This is a genomic window from Flavipsychrobacter stenotrophus, from assembly GCF_002954265.1.
GTDB classification, from domain to species: Bacteria; Bacteroidota; Bacteroidia; order Chitinophagales; family Chitinophagaceae; genus Flavipsychrobacter; species Flavipsychrobacter stenotrophus.
In genome coordinates this window covers 127,318-146,425 of record NZ_PPSL01000006.1, presented here as the reverse complement: position 1 = coordinate 146,425, position 19,108 = coordinate 127,318, and the positions used below count along the sequence as shown (strand labels likewise).

Below are 19,108 nucleotides of genomic sequence, written 5' to 3'. Positions count from 1 at the left end.
TGGTTAGAAGAAATGTCAGTTAGGGGTACAATTAAGAGAACGGAGAGCGGCAGAGCGTATAGCGATGTGTTCTCCGTTTTTGTTTTGTGGACATTTGCAAATTGAAGATATACGCCGAACTGACAAGGCTAGTAAAGGATAAACCTACATTAATTTATTAAAAGCTGAGGAGTGTGGAAAGCAAGCTGGTATTTGTTGCGCCTTGCCGTCTAGGAGAGTATATGCATCCTGCTTTTCAGGCTGTCAAGGTAACCGTCTGTAACAGCGTATGTACCAAATTTTGTTCTTACCTCTTCGCCCCTTATTTCTGATATAAAAGACAGTTGCAGTATCTCTGAACGATTGATCTGGATAAAGTTGCCTTTCTGCTGCTCGGGCAGAATAAGCTGGTGCGTGCGGGTAAGTGTATTGCGGATAGAATATTCAACTTTGTCTGAAGCATTATATAGCAACGTATAATTTTTATGCGACCGTAAATGTACGATGTCTTGCCATTCCAGTTTTTTATAATTGGTACCTTGTTTTATAAAGAAGAAATCCTGCTCTGCAGTGGTATGTTGGAAAGGGCCGGGAGAAGGGTCGCTAAATCGCTTCAAAGCATTTTGGATAGCTACGCGCAAGGAAATGGTGTTAGCAGGTTTATGCAGATAGGCAGACGGGTTTGTACCGGCTACTTTGTCGCCGATCATAGAATCGAGCGTTAAGGATATGTATATGAAGGGTTTTTTGTAGATCAGGTTGATCATATGGCCTAGTTCTATACCTGAGTCTCTTTTGTTCAGATTGATGTCTAGTAACACCAGATCGTACTGAGCAGTGTTGAGTAAAGTAATTGCACTTTCAAAGGTGTCAGCTTCACCGGCCACTGTATATCCAAGCTGATTCAGCTTTATAGTAAGTGACTTGCGCCAAACCTCTTCGTCTTCAACTAACAGGATCCTTATTTCTTCATTCATACGATGAGGTTACTATGAGGCGACGGGCCGCATGATCATTCTGCACAATCCTTGCAGATGTCAAAAATACATCTTCAGAATTTCATTCCTCAAATTAATGGGTTTCGCACTGATAAGCAAAAATACAACAAGATAAATATTGTCATTGACAAAGATGACCAACAAGCCGACAAAGCAATAATTGTTACAGCGGCGACCGGGACATGATCTGGATTTTCTGCGTTTGGAGTGATGCGTCGGCCAGAGATATGTGTTACTCTGCTAAATCAAAGGTCAATATAATATCGAAAACGAAATGTTTTAACATTCACTTAAAGGTGAATATTGTGTTGTTGGAAACGCTATTTTTGCCGCCAAAATAGATGCGACGTGTAGGATGAGATTGAGGGTTGTTGCATAGGTTTTTCGCTTTTCCATTACTCATGATTTCCTTTTTTGAAGTACAACAATAATAAACACCATTGAAAAAATATATTTACGGTATCGACTTCGGTACCACCAACTCTGCATTGTCTATTCTGGATGTGGAGGAAAATAAGATAGTTAAGACGTTTAATGAGGCATCTATACTTTTTTTTATACAGCTGCAGGGTAGCAGTAAGGTAGTGAGCTATGTAGGTAAGCCGGCCATTGAGGCTTACCTGGCCAATGGTATGGGCGGCAGGTTTATGAAGTCGGTAAAGAGGGTTTTACCACGGGCCAGCTTTACCGATACAAAAGTGTATAACCAAAAGTATACAGCAGCCGACCTTGTAACACTGATACTTAGCTACCTGAAGGGGATGGCGGATGCATATATTGGTGAGGATATAACGGAAATAATATTGGGCAGGCCGGTAGTATTTGATGAGGACCCGGTAAAAGATGAACTGGCACAGACCAGGTTGCAAAAAGCAGCGGTGAGTGCAGGTTTTACCAATATCTCCTTCCAGATGGAGCCTATAGCTGCGGCATTTGCTTATGAGCGAACGTTGGCTGAAGATGAAACTGTGCTGGTGGCAGATATTGGTGGTGGTACCTCTGACTTTACCGTGATGAAGCTTGGGCCTGAGAAATACAAGACGACCAACAGGCGCCAAGATATACTGGCCCAGGGCGGTGTATACATAGGTGGTGATAGTTTTGATTCTTCTTTTATGTCTCAGGCGCTGACGCCATATTTTGGGAAGAATCTACTTTACGAATCGAGCCCCGGCAAAATGCTGGAAGTGCCGAATGTGCTGTTTGACAACATCATTTCGTGGGAGAAGATGAACTTCTTTAATGTACACAAGTTGATACGAGAGATAGACCGTTTTTATGTCTATACCCGGAAGGATGAAAAGCTGATGAACCTTATGGTGCTCATAGAAAAGAATCTGGGTTATTCATTGTTTAAAGCAATAGAAAGCACGAAGATCGATCTGTCTGATATGGACGAGACAACGTTTCAGTTTGACAGGGAGTCGATCGAGATCATTAAAGATGTATCTATTGACGATTATAATTCCATCATTGGTGGTGACATAAACAAAATTGGCGGATACCTTGATTCCTTTCTTGTTAAGAATGGGATATCACCTGACCAGATAGACACAGTATTTATTACAGGTGGATCGGCGCAGGTAAGGGCTTTGCAGGATGTGATGAATGACAGGTTTGGAGCGGATAAACTAAGATCAGGTGATTACTTGAATAGTGTATCGCAGGGGCTGGCGTGGAGTTATTATAGTTGATATGAGATAGGTGTCGTTTCGCCATTTGAAGATTTGCAATAGCAGTGACGTATTTTAATTGTACTCCGCATATTTGGTAAATTAGAAGGGATCGGCTTCCATTGGTTGCCGATCCCTTTCCAGTAATTATTCCCTTTCTCCTTATAAATATATATGGCAAAACTAACTTGCTGAATGTTGATATTGTACTGTTAGTTGTGTTGCTCGGTCTACTTCTTCGGTTTCGAGCAGTAGGGTGGTTGTAATAGATCCCATTCCGCTAGCTTTAATGGCTAAGGCAATTGCAGCAGCTGCTGCAGCATCAGGAAGTTCACAGATCACAAAGGCATCACAATTGCTCACATAATAGTATGCTTCCATTTTACCGCCCAAGCCGTTGATCATTGACTCGGTCATTTGTTTGCGTTTGGTGCCGCTACCGGATTGTAATACGCCTTTAGCGCCTTCTGCTGAATAAGATGCATTGATCAGGAACTTCATGTTTCTGTATTTTTTTTAGTTGATCCCTACTACTATGGCTTTTCGGATGTGCCCCGTTTTTATTGTGATTGCCAGACTTCACATTGACCTTACAATACTAAATAATTTCTTCTGTATCAGCAATGGTAAATTGAAGTTTTTCATTTTGCAAATATTTGATTGTCATTTAGTTGGATGTTATGTTGATTACGTATGTTATGTTGATTGTATTGGTAGATATTTAGAACGTAGGAAGGCCCACAGGGATGCTACTTATGTTGTTGTTGTTGTTTGTTTTTTTGCTTTTTTGGTATTACTATTGTTACAAACAGTGTGAGTTATGGACAATACAAAGCGCGGTAGTCATGTGTGGAGCTTTTCTACCATTGGTGGTGTTAAGCGTGTGAATCTGGAGTCGGGTAGCGACCTGGTGCATTTGCATGAGCTGGACCCTAAGTTGTGGACCGCATTGAGCTGCCCGGCTAGTGACCTGGAAATAGACCGGAAGACACTGGAGCTTATAGATACTGACAGTGATGGCCAAATACGGGTGCCCGAAATACTGGGTGCTATAGATTGGATCGTTTCTGTGATCAATAATCCTGATGATCTGCTGAAGCAAGCCAGCGAATTTCCTTTGTCCGCGATCAATACTCATACAGAACAAGGAAGGCAGTTGCTGGATTCGGCAAGGACAATCCTTAAAAATCTAGGGAAAGAATCTGCGACATCACTTTTTGTAGAAGATACATCTGATACTACCCGAATATTTGCCGGTACTCTTTTTAACGGAGATGGCATAATAACAGAAGATACTGTTGGTGGCAATGAGGAGTTATCAATGTTGCTGGCAGAGGTAATGGTGTATGCCGGTAGTGCGGTCGACCGCAATGGCAAGGCAGGCGTCACGCAGGAGATAGTGCAGCTATTTTTTGATGAATGTGAAAAGTATGCCGCCTGGTATGCGAAACAAGAAGCAGCACCGGAAGTAATACTTCCATTAGATGATAGCACGGATGCAGCTTATAGTAACTATCTACAGGTAAAAGCGAAGATCGATGACTTCTTTCTCCGGTGCCGGTTGGCAGCGTTTGATCATCAATCGACAGAGACATTGAACCTGCAAGTGGCCAGAGTGGAAAGTATTGCCGATAAAGATCTTTCTGATTGTATCAGTGAGATAGCCGGATATCCGATAGCAAAGGTAAGGGCCAATGGATCGCTGCCGTTAGCAACAGGTATAAACCCGGCCTGGGAGGCGCATATAGCGGTATTCAAACGCTTGGTGACAGATCGATTGTTTTCGGGGAAGGACAGTATTACAGAGGAAGAGTGGATTAAGGTATCACAGACCTTTGCCGCCTTTGCCCAATGGAAATCTGAAAAGGAGGGTGCCAGTGTTGAATTGCTTGGTTTGACAAGGATAAGGGAAATACTGGCAGGCTCAATGAAAGACCAACTGACGGCCTTGATAGCGAGCGATATGGCAGTAGAGAGTGAGGCCAACAACATAATACTTGTAGATAAGCTGGTAAGGTATCACCGCGATCTGTTTACGCTGTTGAAGAATTTTGTGACCTTCTTCGATTTTTATACTCCCGGTGGCAAGGCGGTGTTTCAGGCAGGTACATTGTATATAGACCAGCGTAGCTGCGATCTATGCATAAGGGTGCGGGATATGGCCCGGCAGGGTGCGCTGGCGCAATATGGAGGTATGTACCTAATTTATTGTGAATGCACATCGAAAGCGACCAATGAAAAGATGACCATTGTAGCGGCGCTGACCAACGGGGATGTAGATGACCTTGTGATAGGTAGGAATGCCATCTTTTATGACAGGCAGGGCCTTGACTGGGATGCGACCATTGTTAAGATAATGGAGAATCCTACGAGCATAAAGCAGGCCTTTTTTGCGCCATACCGTAAGTTGTCAAATCTTATAGAAACACAGGTACATAAGGCGGCATCTGCAGCAAATGAGAAGATAGCAGCCAAAATGAATGAAAATGTAGTGGCCGCATCAGCAAAAGGAGAAGAACTGAAAACGACTAATGATGTGTCGCAAGCTCCTCCTCCACCACCACCTCCTCCACCACCATTTGACGTGGCTAAATTTGCCGGAATATTTGCGGCGATAGGATTAGCAATAGGCGCGCTGGGTACTGTGCTGGCAGCTGCCATAGGTGGGTTTATGAAGCTTACCTGGTGGAAAATGCCTCTGGTAATCATGGGTATACTGCTGATTATTTCCGCACCGTCGATGATACTTGCATACCTTAAGCTGAGGAAGCGCAATCTTGCGCCTATACTGGATGCAAATGGCTGGGCCATAAATGCAAGGGTGAAAATAAATATTCAGTTTGGACGCACGCTTACACAGCTTGCAGCGTTGCCTAAGGATGCGAAAGTTAACCTGAACGATCCGTTTACCAAGAAGAGTTTTCCTATTATTCCGGCGTTACTCATTTTGCTTATTATAGTTGGTGGAATATTGTATCTATTGCAAAAGCAGGGACTGATACATATTCATATGCCGATGTAGGGAAAGATACAGGGAATGGTTGAGGTGTCGGAGAGAAAGGCTAATTGAAGTATCATGATGAATGTTGTACAAATTATATTATTGTCTGTGATGTTGTTGTCATGTAAAGGCAGACATGCATACAGAAAGGCAGTAAGGGAAATTGCCGCAAAATTACCTGAGCCAACGAACATGAATGTTGGGTCTGCGGCGTACAGCATTTCTATACCAGACGGTTGGATCACAGAGCATAAAACTATGTATGGAGTGGATTACTTTTATTTACTGGCTCCTAAAACAAAAGAAGACCCCAATACCAGTATAAACGTGATCACGGAAAGTATGCAGCAACTGAGCCTGGAGACGTACAGGACAAAAACGATGGAGTCGGTAAAAAAGTACATTCCAAATGCCACTAACTTTGATACAGGGTCTATAACTGCCAACGGCATAATTGGCTGCTGGTATGATTACGAAATAGATCTGGAGGGGACCAAGTCGACTTTGGTATCGTACATATTTCCTAAGAATGGTGTTGCCTACATTATTACTGCCGGAACACAGGTAAAATATGCCCGCAGATACCGGCCGTTATTTAATGCAGTAGCGAGATCTATTCAATTTAAAGACTAGCGAATTAATAGGTGGTTGTATGTGTATTTGTTGCGATGTATTAAAACCTGTGGAATAATGCTATGAAAGTGTATTTTTAGAAAATGAATTGCTTGTCCTGTCAGTTTATAGTCCGAAACCTTGCTTTGTGTAGGGTAGCACTGGCGCTATTTCTGACGTTATTATTGTTTTCATGTAGTCAAAAGGACACGCATCAGCAACAACCAGGCAGATCGCCGATAGCGGCTGTAGGAATTGTTCCCAGGCAGGATACATTGAAGCCGCCTGTTGTACGTTTGTTAGATACCTGTGTTGCTCCACTCATAGTTTCTACATCGGCAAAGTCGGGGAAATACAATTATTATAATGATACATTTCATCTTGCTCAGGCTATCTCAAAGCCGGCAGGTTTCCGCGCACGCATCACCACTTATAATGCTGATGACGGCCTGTTTTCCAACATTTCATGTATGTATCAGGACAGAAGCGGCCATATGTGGTTTGGTACTGAAAGTGGAGGTTCTATCCGATACGACGGAGCAACATTTACTACTTACACCAAAGCTCAGGGATTAAGCAATAATCGCATCTTAACGATCAATGAAGACAGGCAAGACAATATCTGTTTTGGTACCATGGGAGGGGGCGTGAGTGTGTATAATGGTGTACAATTTACCACACACAACACAAGCGAATTTAAAATAACAAATTTTGATAATAATGGGGTGTCCAGCATGCTTGTTGATTCTTCTGGCAACACCTGGTACGGCACATTTGGTGGTGGTGTAAGCTGCTATAATGGCAAAGGCTATGAAGTGTATACAGATATGCAGGGGCTTGGCTGGGTATGTAATGGTGATTGCCTGGGTGCTAACCTTGTCTTTGATATGCTTGAAGATAAAAGGGGAAGTGTATGGTTTTGCCTTGGGGGCGGAGGTGCAAGCCATTTCGACGGGCATAAATTTACCAATTATAGCAAAGAGCAGGGCCTTGGCGACAACATAGTACGGTGCGCGATAAAGGACAAGCATGGTAATATTTGGTTCGGTACGGGAGGAGGTGGTGCTTCCTGTTTCAACGGTCAGTCATTTACTACCTATACTACAGTTAATGGGCTTGCGAATAACAATGTGGCCGATATATTGGAAGATGACAGAGGTTACTTATGGTTTGCTACTGACGGTGGTGTAAGCCGCTACGATGGACATTCATTCACTACAATTAATACCGAGAATGGTCTTGGAGACAATAGGGTGTCGAGTATAGTACAAGACAAAAGCGGAAGCATATGGTTTGGTACGCTAGGTGGCGGCGCGAGCCGCTATGACCGTAATGCATTCACTACGTTCACTACCAGGGAAGGATTAACTAATAACCGCATAACAACTATCGGCGAGGATACAGCTGGTGTGATGTGGTTTGGAACAGCAGGGTCTGGTATCATACGTTATGACGGTATCTCATTTACTCCTTTTGACGTGCGCCAGGGATTGCCGTTTGGATTTATTGAAAAATTAAAGGTTGATAGGAATAACAATCTGTGGGTTGGTACAGGTGGGGTTGGCGTAACCAGATTTGACGGTAAAACGTGCACTACATATGATGATGCACAATTGCTCAATAACAGGACCGTATACAGCATACTTGAAGACGGGCGAGGTGCTCAATGGTTTACAACTTATAACGGAGTAACGCGATTGGAAGGAAATGTAAGTACCAATTACAATGTAGCCCAGGGGCTTTGCCATCCTTATATAATTAGCGCGGCGAAAGATAAGAATGGCAATATGTGGTTTGGCTCGAATGGTGGTGGTGTGAGCCGATTTGATGGGCGAGTATTTACTAACTATACTACGAAGCAAGGATTGCCATCTAATGTGGTGCCCTGCATACTTTCTGATAGTAGCGGCAATGTATGGTTTGGGAGTGATGGGGTTGGCGTGACGCGTTATGATGGAAAAACGTTTTTCACTTTTACCATGGCTGATGGCTTTGCTAACAACTATGTTACTGCATTAGTAGAAGATCAGGATCGGACGATATGGATGGGCACAAATGAAGGCTTTAGTGGCATAACGGGGTTAAGGAAGAATGGCGGTGGCGTATTGGGTAAGGAGGTAGTGCCTGTTGATGCAGATATTAGTAATGACGCTATTTGCAAAGGGTATGCTCCGGTAGTTGAAACATATAATTTTAAGAATGGATACCCCGTGCGCAATGTAAAAGCTAAAGCCATGTATGCGGACAGCAAGGGGGTGATCTGGGCAGGTGCGGGAGATATGCTTGTGCGATTCGACCGCACGGGTATTTACCGCGATACCTCTCCGCTAAAAGTATTTATAAAAGATGTGAAAATAAACGGGGGAAGTGTCTCCTGGCATACATTGCAGGTAAAGAATGGTAGATATGCCACTTATGATTCGTTGGCGGCTATAAACGAAGAAGTGACGACTTACGGCAGTGCACTTAGTGCGGCCGCAAAAGATACTATGCGAAAGCAGTTTGGCGGAGTTACATTCGATAGTCTGGGCAGGTTTTATGCGATACCTTACAAACTGGTGTTACCCTACAAACACAATAAAATTACCATCGATTTTGCTGCGATTCACCTTTCGAGGTCATACCTTGTTCAATACCAATATATTCTTGACGGATACGATGAAGAATGGGGGCCACTTACCCATAAAACATCTGCTTCCTTTGGTAATATACCTGAAGGTAAGTATACATTTAAGGTAAAGGCGCTGAGTCCCGAAGGCGTATGGAGTGTCCCGATGGAGTATTCTTTTGAAATATTACCACCGTTTTACAGAACGTGGTGGGCCTATTGTGTATATGCTTTGTTAGCAGCACTGGCTATATATTGTTTGTTGAGATGGCGTACAGTACAATTAACGAAAGATAAAGAGCAGCTGGAGCAGGTAGTTGTGGAGCGAACCGCAGAGGTGGTGAAAGAAAAAACAGAGGTGGAGAAACAGAAAAAGGTAGCTGATAAATTGCTTGTGCAGAAGGATATACTGATGAAGGAGATCCACCACAGGGTAAAGAATAACCTACAGGTTATAAGTACGCTGCTGGACCTGCAATTGGATAACATTAATGACCTTGTGGCACGTAAGGCTATATCTGAAGGGATGGGTCGGATCAAGTCTATTTCTTTAATACATCAGCAATTGTATCAGGGCGATGAAATGGCGGGTATTGAGTTGCCAAGATTTACCGACGAATTGATGCGGCAGGTGACAATGCTCTTTAAGAAGCCCGGTCAGGAAATTGTACTGACACATGATGTTACCAATAAAATGCTCGACATAGATACCGCAGTGCCGCTTGGACTTATCATGAACGAGCTGATGACCAATAGTTATAAGTATGCGTTTGGAGATGGCGGAAAGGGTAGCATAAACATACATGTGAGTGAACTGGATGGCAATTATACTTTGACCTACCGCGATAGTGGACCCGGACTACCTGCCGGTTTTGATATGAGCCGCAGTGCTACTCTGGGGCAGGTAGTTATGAGCAGTTTAAGCAAACAGTTAGGCGGGAGTTTTAATTACAATGAAGCAACAAAAGAGTTTGTAGTTACATTTAAAGATATTACCCAGAGAAAAATGATCGTGTAGAAGAAGCGGGCAAGCAGACCGGAAATAAATTAACTTTAGTTGTTTAAAACATTGTCGATCATGAAATATTTAATAGTTGCAGCACTTTTATTCCTGGTTGTCACTTGCAGCAATGCGCAGCCTTATCAGACTGGGCATATAACTGCCACCTTCATCGATAGCAACCGTAGTAACAGGTCGGTAACGGCAGAGATATATTATCCTGCAGACATGACAGGTGACAATGTAAGTTTTGCTACAGCAATGGCCGGCAAAGCGCCTGTGATCAGTTTTGGACATGGGTTTGTGATGACCTACGATGCGTATTTCAATATCAGGAATTCGGTAGTTGCAGAGGGTTACATTATTGCTTTCCCTACTACAGAAGGTTCTCTGTCTCCTAGTCACGATGCATTTGGAAAAGACCTTGCTTTTGTATTGAAGAGTGTTGCGAAACTTGGAAATAACAGCACCTCTGTATTATACAATAAGGTAGATACTATGAACTGTGTGATGGGCCACAGTATGGGTGGCGGAGCGGCATTTCTTGCTGCGCAATCAGACAACACAATAAAAAGTATTGTTACACTGGCTGCGGCTGAAACCACGCCATCTGCCGTATCTGCCGCAGCATCTATCGTTGCGCCCGGGCTGGTCATTGCGGGTGTAAATGATTGTGTAGCTCCGCCGGCTACTAACCAGTCATTAATGTATGCTGCTCTTGGAAGTTCGTGCAAGCAATATATTGGTATCATAGGTGGCAGCCATTGCCAGATGGCAGATGCAAGCACCACCTGTAGTTTTGGCGAGGCTACCTGTACCCCTGCACCTGCGATATCACGGGCCATGCAGCAGGCGGCGATAGATACCTACCTGGTACCCTGGCTTAACTTTCATCTGAAAGGAGATTGTATTGCCGGTAATCATTTTGATACTAAGTTGGCCTCTGATGCTGCTATTAATTACTTGAAGAACTGCGCGCTGTGTGGTACAGCATCTGTTGGCAGTGATGCCCATTCGTTGTCTGTAAGTATATATCCTAATCCGTGTCGCGATGATGTACATATTTCTGTGCCATCGGGGAAAGAGTATAAGTTGTCGATCTTTAGTGTAACAGGCGTGCCGGTTTATATTGCTGAAATATCCGGTGATGCAACTGCTTCATTGCGTGCATTACCAGCAGGTATTTATTCTTACCAGGTAGTAGGAGCAGATGTAAATCAGAATGGTGTTATTGTAAAGGAGTGATTTAGTGCTGTTCATAGATGCTGTCAGACTACTGATATTGGCAGGAACATTAATTACCATTTCCTTAAGTAATCAGGTAGGTTACTTTCTTTTATCCGTAGTATTAAGTAACGGCAGGTAGCTGGTTACCACCATTATCTTGATCTCTATGAGTAGGATGCTAAAAAGGACTTTGAAGCTTTCAGGCAAAGTATTGTTGGGTATAGTATTATTTCTTGTGGTGTACGGTCTTGCCGCATACGCTTGTTCTCGTATTACTATTGAAAGGGAAAAAGACGCTAAAGAAGAAATAGCCATTTACATAAAGACCAATGGTGTGCATACTGATATTGTGGTACCTGTAAGGAGTGAGCAAATGGACTGGAGTAAGGAAGTGAAATATGCATTTACTGGGCTAAAAGATACCAATTGCCAATACCTGGCACTTGGGTGGGGGGACAAGGGGTTTTACCTGGAAACACCTGAGTGGAAAGACCTGAAATTTTCTGTTGCCTTTAAAGCTGCATTTGGCCTGAGCACTACCGCGGTGCATGCCACCTTCTACAAACAGATACGGGAGAATAGTACTTGCAGAAAGATCAACATCAGCAAAGAACAATATGCAAGGCTTGTAACACATGTAGTCAATAGTTTTCAAAGAGACAAGGATGGTCATTTTGTACATATTGACACCAAAGCCAACTACGGAATGACTGATGCATTTTATGAAGCCACCGGAAGGTATAGTTTGTTCTATACTTGTAATACCTGGGCTAATAGTGCTTTAAAGAGATGCGGACAAAGGAGTTGTTTGTGGGCGATACTAGACAAGGGGATATTTGCGAAGTATGAGTAGGAGCTAGTTATATTTTTTCTCTATTGCGAGATTTGTATAATAGGTGTAGCTACATGGAGTATGGTGCATAATATTGTATTGGCATTATAAACATAGCCAATTTAAAATGGAACAAACACAATCAATACTATTCAGCCCGTATGCGCTGGGTAGCATACAATTGAAGAACAGGGTAGTAATGGCCCCAATGACACGTGCCCGTGCGATAGGAAATATCCCTAACGAATTAATGGTAAAGCATTACAGCGACAGAGCTGAGGCAGGGTTGATCATCACAGAAGGTGTGTCTCCATCGCCAAACGGATTGGGTTATGCACGCATACCAGGGTTATACAGTGAGGCGCAGATAGCAGGCTGGAAGGCCGTTACAGAAGGTGTTCATGCAAAGGGTGGAAAGATATTTGTGCAATTGATGCATACCGGTCGTCAGGGCCATTCATTAAACCTGCCTGAAGGTGGTAAAGTGGTAAGTGCATCGGCTATTGCTGCTGCGGGACAAATGTGGACAGATGCAGAAGGTATGAAGGAACTGCCTGTGCCTGAGGCCGTGGCTGACATTCCTGCTCTGATAGCAGAGTTTGTACATAGCGCAAAATCGGCTATAGCGGCAGGATTTGATGGTGTGGAAATACATGCAGCAAATGGTTACCTGCCTATGCAGTTTTTGAACATTGCCGCTAACCAGCGCACTGATAATTACGGCGGTAGCTTTGAAAACAGGAACCGTTTTGTATTGGAACTGGCTGAAGCTATGGCGGCGGCAATAGGTAAGGATAAAGTAGGTATCCGCCTTTCTCCATTCAACCCGTTCAATGATATGAAGGCGGATGAGCATGAAGCAGAACAGTATAAGGCATTGGTAGAAGGACTGAAGAAAGTAGGATTGACCTACATACACTTCCTGACCTTTGCTATGCCTGCTGAACTGGTAGATGAATTGCACCAGATATTTGGCGGCACATTTATTCTTAATGGTGGATACACAAAGGATAGGGCAGAAGCAGATCTGACAGCCGGTCGTGCTGAGTTGATCTCTTTCGGTAGCTCATTTATCGGCAATCCGGATCTGGTAAGTCGTTTAGCATCAGGCGCTGCTTTGGCCGCTCCGGATCAGGCAACGTTCTATACACCGGGTGAAGTGGGATATAATGATTATCCAGCCTTGGTGAATGCTTAATTTATGCTTGACATTAAATGGAAAAATCCACCCTAAACAGGTGGGTTTTTCCATTTTTAAAAGATTGTTCTTTTATTGGTGCCTAAGATTATAGGTCGCTATTGAGCAATTGGTGCATTATCCTTACTTTTGGGCCAATATGAAGCACTTGCCCAACCTGCTAACGCTGGGAAATCTGTTTTGCGGTTGTATTGCCATCGCATATTTACTTACTGCACAGCCATATGTATACCGTAGTGTGAGTGATCATTCCCTGCAATGGATAATGGGTACGGAGCAGATATATATGGGCAGCATATTTATAGGCATAGCCGCTATCTGCGACATGCTGGATGGTTTTACCGCGCGTGCATTGAACATTTTCTCGCCGATAGGTAAAGATCTTGATTCATTGGCCGATGTAGTTTCTTTTGGAGTAGCACCATCTATTATTATGTTCAAATGTCTGTGGGATACGGTGATGATGGGGCATGATGCACTTGATGCCAGCATGCTGAGTATGTGTCCTGCATTTTTGATAGCCTGTTTTGCAGCGCTAAGATTGGCCAAGTATAATATTACTGCTGATAGCCAGAAGAGCTATTTTATTGGTATGCCTGTACCGGCTGTGGGTATATTGGTTGGTTCGTTTCCCATAATACTGTGGAATAATTCACTGAACATACCACAAGTGCTACATAACAAATGGGCATTGTATGGCATCATTGCTTTAATGTGTTTCCTGATGGTGTCCAAAATAAAGTTCTTTAAAATGATACCCCCTAAGATGAAGCTGGCGTATAGCTGGCCGCAACTTGTTGTGGTAATATCTGCATTGGTAGCTATTCCGTTTTTAGGCTTTGCTTCTATACCACTGGCATTTGCACTATATGTGCTGTTGTCGTTGGTGTATAAATATCCGGAAGAACAAACAACTGCTCAATAATCAATCTGAAAATAATTATATCATGAAATATACAGCGCATATCAACATCATGCCTCTTAAGGAATTGCTTGATCCACAGGGTAAGGCAGTAAGCAATAGTTTGCACAATCTGGGTCTTACTAACGTGCAGGGTGTAAGAGTTGGTAAACACGTTACAATGCAGGTAGAAGCAGCAACAGCTGACGCGGCAGAAAAGACTGCTCACGAAGCATGCAAGAAGCTGTTGGCTAACCAGGTAATGGAAGGTTTTGAACTGACGATCACTGAAGGGTAGTAGGTTTAAGGCAAAAGTTAAAAGTGAAAACCAAAAAGTGTTGCAATTGACAGACATTAGACTGTAAAGTGATGTGATTGGTTTAGTTTTTTATTGTTTGCTCAAATAGTATGCTGCCCTTACAGGGCTTTATGTTTTTTGTTTTTCATACGAGGGGTTTAAACCTCTCTCTATTTACGTAACCCTTTCAGGGCTGCTCATTTTGTTTATGTCTTTGATATTGCACCTGCGAGTCCATTGCATATAATGTAGCACTTTTGGGTTTTCACTTTTAAATTTTGACTTAGTAAATGCCATTATACCTCATTCCATCTCCTATTGGCAACCTCGGTGACATTACTTACCGGGCGGTAGAGGTAATGAAGGAGGTAGACTGCATTCTGTGCGAAGATACCCGAACAAGTGGGGTATTGGTAAGGCATTACAACATACAGAAGCCGCTAACAGCGTATCATCAGCATAATGAGCATAAAGTAGTACCGCACCTGGTAGACCAGATGAAGGCCGGGAAATCTTTCGCGCTGATCACAGATGCGGGCACACCGGGCATCTCTGATCCTGGTTTTCTGCTGGTGCGCGAGTGTATAGCTAATGGTGTGCATGTAGAGTGCCTGCCGGGAGCTACGGCATTTGTACCTGCATTGGTACAGTCGGGTATACCGAGCAACAGGTTTGTGTTTGAAGGATTCCTACCGCCTAAAAAGGGCAGGCAAACCATGCTGAAGAAGCTGGCGGAAGAAGAACGCACTATCATCTTATATGAATCGCCTCACAGGCTGGTAAAGACGCTGCAGGAGTTTGTTACTTACTTTGGTGCAGATCGCAGAGGGGCTGTGTGCAGAGAATTGACCAAGATGTTTGAAGAGACCAATAAGGCTACTATGGCCGAACTGGCAGCGCATTATGAAGCTCACCCGCCAAAGGGAGAAATTGTAATGGTGATAGAAGGGAAGGTGGTAAAGGAAGAAACAGGCAAGAGTAAGAATAAGTACAAGAACAGGGAAGAGGATGAAACCGAGGAAGAAGAAGTTGAGGATGAAAATGATGACTAACTGGTCTGGTGAATATATAACTGGGCATACCTGCCATTGAGTTGCATCAGTTCTTCATGATTACCTTGCTCTGCAATATTGCCATCATCAAGTACAATGATCTGATCGAAAGTCCAAGAGGTGAAGATCCTGTGCGTTATTACCAAAGTGGTTTTATCTACCAGGAATTCTTTAAGATTAGCCAGTATATTTTTCTCCGTCTGTGTATCAACAGCAGATAAGCACTCATCTAATATCAGCAACGGACTGTTTTTAATTATGGCACGAGCAAGCACCATGCGCTGCTTTTGCCCCCCACTCAGCATTACGCCCCGCTCACCTACAACAGTCTCATAACCGTGCGACATGCCTGCGATGTCGTTTTCCAGATCGGCCATGCGGGCTGCATTTTTTACTTCTGCCTCAGTAGCATCGTCTTTGCCAAACTTAATGTTGTTGTATATGGTGTCTGAGAAAAGATAGGCCTCCTGCGGGGTATAGGCGATCTGCCGACGTAGATCGTGAAGGTCAAACTTTTTAATGTCCACACCATCAAGTAATACTTCTCCGCCCGTAGTGTCGTACATACGCAGCATCATGTGCGCGAGCGTAGATTTGCCCGAGCCGGTTTTACCAATGATGGCTACCTTTTGTCCGGGCTTGATCTTTAGTGACAGGTGCTGAATAGCATTGATGCCGGTATGGGGGTAGGTAAAGGAAATATTGCTGAATTCAACATCTCCCTTTAATGTTTGTTTTACTGCATTTGCCGGCGAAGTAATGGCTGGTTCCAAATCCAGGAATTCATCTATCCTTTTCTGTGAAGCACCCGCGCGCTGGGTCATACTGGCTACCATGCCTATACTTGATATAGGGAACATGAGGAGATTTATTAAAAAAACAAACTTTGCAATGTCTCCGCCGGTGATCTTACCATTGATAGTAAAATAGCCACCTATCAAAATGGTGCTGAGCATGCTTAGGCCAATAAAAAAGTTCATGGAGGGAAAATAAACAGCCTCAGTAACAGACAAGTTAATAGAACTCTGACGATAGTTTTCAGAATTTTCATTGAAGAAACGCATCATGTTCTTTTCCTGTACGAATGACTTGATGACACGAATACCGGAAAAAGATTCCTGCGCTGTGGTAGTGAGTCCGGATAATTGTGCTTGTATTTTACCGCTTTTTTTGAAGATGATGCGGTTCACATAATAGATAGACAATGCCAGAAATGGCAATGGTGTGAGCACGTAGATCGTGAGTATGTGATTTACCTTCCACATCTCGATGACACCAAAGGTTGTTATGGCTAGCATGTTGGTGAAGTACATGATAGACGGCCCAGTATACATGCGCACTCGAGAAACGTCTTCTGATATGCGGTTCATCAGATCGCCGGTAAAGTTGGATTTGTAGAACCCTGTATTTAGTCTTTGGTATTGGTTATAGATCTCATTCTTCTGGTCATACTCAATATGGCGAGACATTACAATGAGAGTTTGCCGAGTCATAAACATAAAGAAGCCTCTAAGTAATGCCAATCCTAATAGCACGAGTCCCGTTTTTACAACAATTGGCATCACTACTTCTTTGGAAGCGCCGGAATCTACTAACTGTTTGACGTCGTCTAGAATCTTACCAATTTTATTGCCAGGCATTACAGCAAATTTGCCGGATACGGTGGTGAATAGCAATCCTAGAAACAGGCGCCATTTGTATTTGATAAAGTATTTATTAACAGAACTGAGCTTACTCATTGGTGGGGCAAAGTTATTTGATATTGCCTGTTTAAATTTTCATTTTGTGAAAATTAGTTTTTCATTACCGTTATGATATATGTTGCTATAACTTTGTAATGTATAGTTTGGAGGCATTCTTTTTGTGTGTGCTACCTCAATGAAATACCAATTTAAATATCGTATAATATGAAAGTAGCCATAGTTGGTGCCACGGGCCTTGTAGGTAGCATGATGCTGAAAATACTGGAGGAAAGGAATTTTCCGGTGACAGAACTCATTCCGGTTGCGTCTGAAAGATCTGTTGGAACGAAAGTTACTTTTAAGGGGAAAGAATATGATGTAGTATCTGCAGACACTGCTATTGATATGAAACCGGCCGTTGCATTGTTTTCTGCGGGCGGCGGTGTATCTCTGGAGTTGGCGCCAAAGTTTGCCGCAGCTGGTTGCCGGGTGATAGATAATTCATCGGCGTGGCGCATGCATAATGATATAAAGCTAGTGGTGCCCGAGGTGAATGGGCACGTTGTCACCAAGGAAGACATGATCATAGCTAATCCTAATTGCTCCACAATACAGATGGTAATGGTTTTGCAGCCATTGCATTTAAAATACAAGATAAAGAGGGTGGTGGTAAGTACTTATCAGTCGGTATCGGGTACAGGGCAGAAAGCGGTTAAAGAGTTGATGGATGAACGTGCCGGCAAAAGCGGGCAGGGTGTATATCCGCACCACATAGATCTGAATGTGATCCCCCATATTGATGTTTTCCAGGAGAATGGATACACCAAGGAGGAAATGAAAATGAGCCTGGAGACGTGTAAAATAATGGGTGATGATAGTATAAAGGTAACGGCAACAGCAGTGCGTGTACCTGTAATAGGTGGGCACAGTGAGAGTGTGAACATTGAATTTGTCAACGATTTCTATGAGTCGGATATAAAGGAGGAGTTGTCTAATGTATCGGGCGTTGTGGTCATAGATAACCCTGCAATGAATGGGTATCCTATGCCGCTTGAAGCAGAAGGTAAAGATGAGGTTTTTGTAGGCAGGATAAGGAGGGACTATTCACAGCCCAATACCCTGAATTGCTGGATAGTAGCCGATAACCTGAGAAAAGGTGCCGCAACCAATGCTGTGCAGATAGCCAAGTTATTGCACAACAATGGGTGGATATAATCGAAAATAAAAAGTAGAAACTAAAAAGTAAAAACCATCCTAAAAAAGGAAAAGCAGTTTATGGTGTGAACCGTAAACTGCTTTTTTATTTAGAATTATTGAAACATTATTTTGTTTCAGGTAGAAATAATTTTTCGTCTATCTTTTTGTTGATCTCAACAGTTTTGAAAACGATATCGCCTTGTGGAGTACCGTAAGTCATAGGAATAACCACGCCTTCAGGTTGTTTTTTGAAATTGCTGAAAGTGTAAGACACTTCCTGCTCTTCATCCTGAACTTTCACTTTTGCATCTTGCTTTACCAGGTAGAATGTTTTAGCGTCGAAATAGCATACAGATTCATTACCGTCTTTACCGGTGATCTTTACCTTGTAGCAAGCCGCAGAATTGATAGTGTCGGTACCGTCAAGCGTTGCTTTTGAGATCATAGCTTTATTTGCCATCACGGTATTCTTAAAGTTGAGCTTGTCTTTGCTGGCGGCTACCTGGTCGGCAGGCAGTTCCTTTGGTTTTGTATCGCCGGCGAATGGCATGAACTGCCATGCGCTCTTGTCGGTATAGATCATGTATCCGTTTTGGCCCATTAAAGCAATGTCCATTCTCATTGCTTTGTCATTAACGATGGTTTGGGTTACAGCGATCTCCATGCCCTGTGCACTCATTGCGCCGACCATTTTTACAGATTTGATCTTATCCCAGTTTTTTTCGCCGCCTATAGCGTCAATATGTTTCTGAATTACTTCGTCACCGGTTTTCTGAGCATAAGCACTAAGGCCGGTAGCAGAAATGGCAATCGCCATTATGGATAATTTTAATGCTTTCATTTTTTGGTT

15 protein-coding genes are annotated in these 19,108 nt (G+C 43.2%); 11 read left to right on the top strand and 4 right to left on the bottom strand.

The genetic code is table 11. The annotated features are described in order from the left end of the window. Window positions 1-209: 209 nt before the first annotated feature. Entirely contained in the window at window positions 210-956 is a 747-nt protein-coding gene (locus CJD36_RS19065) for a LytR/AlgR family response regulator transcription factor (RefSeq protein ID WP_105040800.1), read from the bottom strand. Between the two features lie 461 nt (window positions 957-1,417). On the opposite strand from CJD36_RS19065, the gene CJD36_RS19060 reads away from it, so the two are divergent. Next, window positions 1,418-2,671: an Hsp70 family protein gene (locus CJD36_RS19060; RefSeq protein WP_105040799.1), complete on the top strand. Its 1,254-nt coding sequence runs from the start codon at window positions 1,418-1,420 to the stop codon at window positions 2,669-2,671. A 162-nt stretch (window positions 2,672-2,833) separates the two neighbouring features. On the opposite strand, the gene CJD36_RS19055 is transcribed toward CJD36_RS19060, so the two are convergent. Next, entirely contained in the window at window positions 2,834-3,151 is a 318-nt protein-coding gene (locus CJD36_RS19055; protein ID WP_105040798.1) for a GYD domain-containing protein, read from the bottom strand. Between the two features lie 319 nt (window positions 3,152-3,470). Between CJD36_RS19055 and CJD36_RS19050 the strand changes: the two genes are divergently transcribed. The 9 genes from CJD36_RS19050 (at window position 3,471) to rsmI (ending at window position 15,379) form a co-directional block, all read left to right on the top strand. Beyond that, the gene (locus tag CJD36_RS19050) at window positions 3,471-5,672 is read left to right on the top strand and encodes a hypothetical protein (protein WP_105040797.1); all 2,202 of its coding nucleotides are present in this window, start codon (window positions 3,471-3,473) and stop codon (window positions 5,670-5,672) included. A gap of 54 nt (window positions 5,673-5,726) precedes the next feature. Further along, window positions 5,727-6,284 carry a hypothetical protein gene (locus CJD36_RS19045; RefSeq protein WP_105040796.1) on the top strand — a complete coding sequence of 186 codons (558 nt, stop codon included), beginning with the start codon at window positions 5,727-5,729 and terminating at the stop codon, window positions 6,282-6,284. A gap of 125 nt (window positions 6,285-6,409) precedes the next feature. Further along, window positions 6,410-9,889: a two-component regulator propeller domain-containing protein gene (locus tag CJD36_RS19040; protein ID WP_161499387.1), complete on the top strand. Its 3,480-nt coding sequence runs from the start codon at window positions 6,410-6,412 to the stop codon at window positions 9,887-9,889. A gap of 60 nt (window positions 9,890-9,949) precedes the next feature. Next, window positions 9,950-11,116 (top strand): poly(ethylene terephthalate) hydrolase family protein, encoded by a 1,167-nt coding sequence (locus tag CJD36_RS19035; RefSeq protein WP_105040794.1) that lies wholly within the window; start codon window positions 9,950-9,952, stop codon window positions 11,114-11,116. Window positions 11,117-11,264: 148 nt separating this feature from the next. After that, window positions 11,265-11,951 (top strand): TIGR02117 family protein, encoded by a 687-nt coding sequence (locus tag CJD36_RS19030; protein WP_205685648.1) that lies wholly within the window; start codon window positions 11,265-11,267, stop codon window positions 11,949-11,951. Window positions 11,952-12,057: 106 nt separating this feature from the next. After that, on the top strand, window positions 12,058-13,128 hold the full coding sequence (locus tag CJD36_RS19025) for an alkene reductase (RefSeq protein ID WP_105040792.1): 1,071 nt from the start codon (window positions 12,058-12,060) through the stop codon (window positions 13,126-13,128). Between the two features lie 139 nt (window positions 13,129-13,267). Beyond that, a complete protein-coding gene (locus CJD36_RS19020; RefSeq protein ID WP_105040791.1) occupies window positions 13,268-14,053 on the top strand; it encodes a CDP-alcohol phosphatidyltransferase family protein in 786 nt (261 codons plus the stop codon). 22 nt (window positions 14,054-14,075) lie between these two features. Then, a complete protein-coding gene (purS, locus tag CJD36_RS19015) occupies window positions 14,076-14,327 on the top strand; it encodes a phosphoribosylformylglycinamidine synthase subunit PurS (RefSeq protein ID WP_105040790.1) in 252 nt (83 codons plus the stop codon). Window positions 14,328-14,617: 290 nt separating this feature from the next. Then, window positions 14,618-15,379: a 16S rRNA (cytidine(1402)-2'-O)-methyltransferase gene (rsmI, locus tag CJD36_RS19010; protein WP_105040789.1), complete on the top strand. Its 762-nt coding sequence runs from the start codon at window positions 14,618-14,620 to the stop codon at window positions 15,377-15,379. Here the strand turns inward: rsmI and CJD36_RS19005 are convergent. Then, window positions 15,376-17,118, bottom strand: coding sequence for an ABC transporter ATP-binding protein (locus CJD36_RS19005; RefSeq protein WP_105040788.1), 1,743 nt, complete (start codon window positions 17,116-17,118; stop codon window positions 15,376-15,378). The genes rsmI and CJD36_RS19005 overlap by 4 nt on opposite strands. Window positions 17,119-17,286: 168 nt before the next feature. Here CJD36_RS19005 and asd point away from each other — a divergent pair, with 168 nt between their 5' ends. Next, the gene (asd, locus tag CJD36_RS19000; RefSeq protein ID WP_105040787.1) at window positions 17,287-18,276 is read left to right on the top strand and encodes an aspartate-semialdehyde dehydrogenase; all 990 of its coding nucleotides are present in this window, start codon (window positions 17,287-17,289) and stop codon (window positions 18,274-18,276) included. 106 nt (window positions 18,277-18,382) lie between these two features. On the opposite strand, the gene CJD36_RS18995 is transcribed toward asd, so the two are convergent. Then, window positions 18,383-19,099 carry a LolA-like protein gene (locus CJD36_RS18995; protein WP_105040786.1) on the bottom strand — a complete coding sequence of 239 codons (717 nt, stop codon included), beginning with the start codon at window positions 19,097-19,099 and terminating at the stop codon, window positions 18,383-18,385. Window positions 19,100-19,108 lie beyond the last annotated feature (9 nt).

Coding starts and splice junctions, on each gene's coding strand:
- CJD36_RS19025 (WP_105040792.1), top strand. CDS start 12,058: ATGGAACAAACACAATCAATACTATTCAGCCCGTATGCGCTGGGTAGC.
- rsmI (WP_105040789.1), top strand. CDS start 14,618: ATGCCATTATACCTCATTCCATCTCCTATTGGCAACCTCGGTGACATT.
- CJD36_RS18995 (WP_105040786.1), bottom strand. CDS start 19,099: ATGAAAGCATTAAAATTATCCATAATGGCGATTGCCATTTCTGCTACC.
- CJD36_RS19005 (WP_105040788.1), bottom strand. CDS start 17,118: ATGAGTAAGCTCAGTTCTGTTAATAAATACTTTATCAAATACAAATGG.
- asd (WP_105040787.1), top strand. CDS start 17,287: ATGAAAGTAGCCATAGTTGGTGCCACGGGCCTTGTAGGTAGCATGATG.
- CJD36_RS19055 (WP_105040798.1), bottom strand. CDS start 3,151: ATGAAGTTCCTGATCAATGCATCTTATTCAGCAGAAGGCGCTAAAGGC.
- CJD36_RS19035 (WP_105040794.1), top strand. CDS start 9,950: ATGAAATATTTAATAGTTGCAGCACTTTTATTCCTGGTTGTCACTTGC.
- CJD36_RS19020 (WP_105040791.1), top strand. CDS start 13,268: ATGAAGCACTTGCCCAACCTGCTAACGCTGGGAAATCTGTTTTGCGGT.
- CJD36_RS19050 (WP_105040797.1), top strand. CDS start 3,471: ATGGACAATACAAAGCGCGGTAGTCATGTGTGGAGCTTTTCTACCATT.
- CJD36_RS19045 (WP_105040796.1), top strand. CDS start 5,727: ATGATGAATGTTGTACAAATTATATTATTGTCTGTGATGTTGTTGTCA.
- CJD36_RS19030 (WP_205685648.1), top strand. CDS start 11,265: ATGAGTAGGATGCTAAAAAGGACTTTGAAGCTTTCAGGCAAAGTATTG.
- CJD36_RS19065 (WP_105040800.1), bottom strand. CDS start 956: ATGAATGAAGAAATAAGGATCCTGTTAGTTGAAGACGAAGAGGTTTGG.
- purS (WP_105040790.1), top strand. CDS start 14,076: ATGAAATATACAGCGCATATCAACATCATGCCTCTTAAGGAATTGCTT.